Below are 764 nucleotides of genomic sequence, written 5' to 3' on the forward strand. Positions count from 1 at the left end.
AATTTGGGATCAGTACATTCGCCGATCTTGCGGCTTGGCATGGACAAAATCGCGCTAGCCTGCTCATCGGACTTCGAGCCTTACATTCACGTCAACACGTCCCGGCCAGCGAGGCATGCGTCGGCGCAGACTCCGGCTCGTCAGCCGTCGATTCCGCCGGGGCCACGCTGAATCTCATGCCCCTGGTCTTCGACACACCCAACGTCGAGCAGCGTCACGCTCACACGACAGGAGAACATCATGAAGATCTCACCCCTCACCTCCACCACATTCTTGCTCGCGGCGCTCACAGCGTCCGCGGCGGGATGTAAAGACGTGGAACCCGACGGACTCTACATTTGGTGCGACGGCTCCGAAGTCGGGCTGTATTCGTACAACACCTTGCGCGGTATGCAAAAGCCAAAGTTCAGCCTCTGCCTCGGCCCAGAACATTACTCAGGGGCGGGTGAGACCGGAGGCATCGGTCTCGAGAGCTGGACCAACGACGACGAGGACATCGACCTCATCCGCAGCATGTGCCAAGAGCAGTGTTTGAACGATGCGAACGGCCTCGGCAACTGCCTGCAAACTGACGAAGTGAAGTGGCAACTCGAGAACTACAAGCAAAAGGCCGTCCCCGACCCGCTCGGGATCATCGACGACCCCGAACACCTCGAGTGCCCCGCCCCCAAAGACAAACGCGCCAGGAACCCCGCCAAGACCAAGGTCATCCCCCCAACCAGCACCCCAAAATGGCCAAGCACCGACCAACCCCTCGCGCTTTC

At 60.1% G+C, this 764-nt stretch carries 1 protein-coding gene; it reads left to right on the forward strand.

What is annotated here, in order from left to right:
- Nucleotides 1–240: 240 nt before the first annotated feature.
- Nucleotides 241–764, forward strand: a 524-nt coding sequence (locus ENSA5_RS09000; protein ID WP_146155495.1) for a hypothetical protein, incomplete at its 3' end; no start/stop codon positions are given.

The sequence above is a fragment of the Enhygromyxa salina genome (assembly GCF_002994615.1).
Taxonomy (GTDB): domain Bacteria; phylum Myxococcota_A; class Polyangia; order Nannocystales; family Nannocystaceae; genus Plesiocystis; species Plesiocystis salina_A.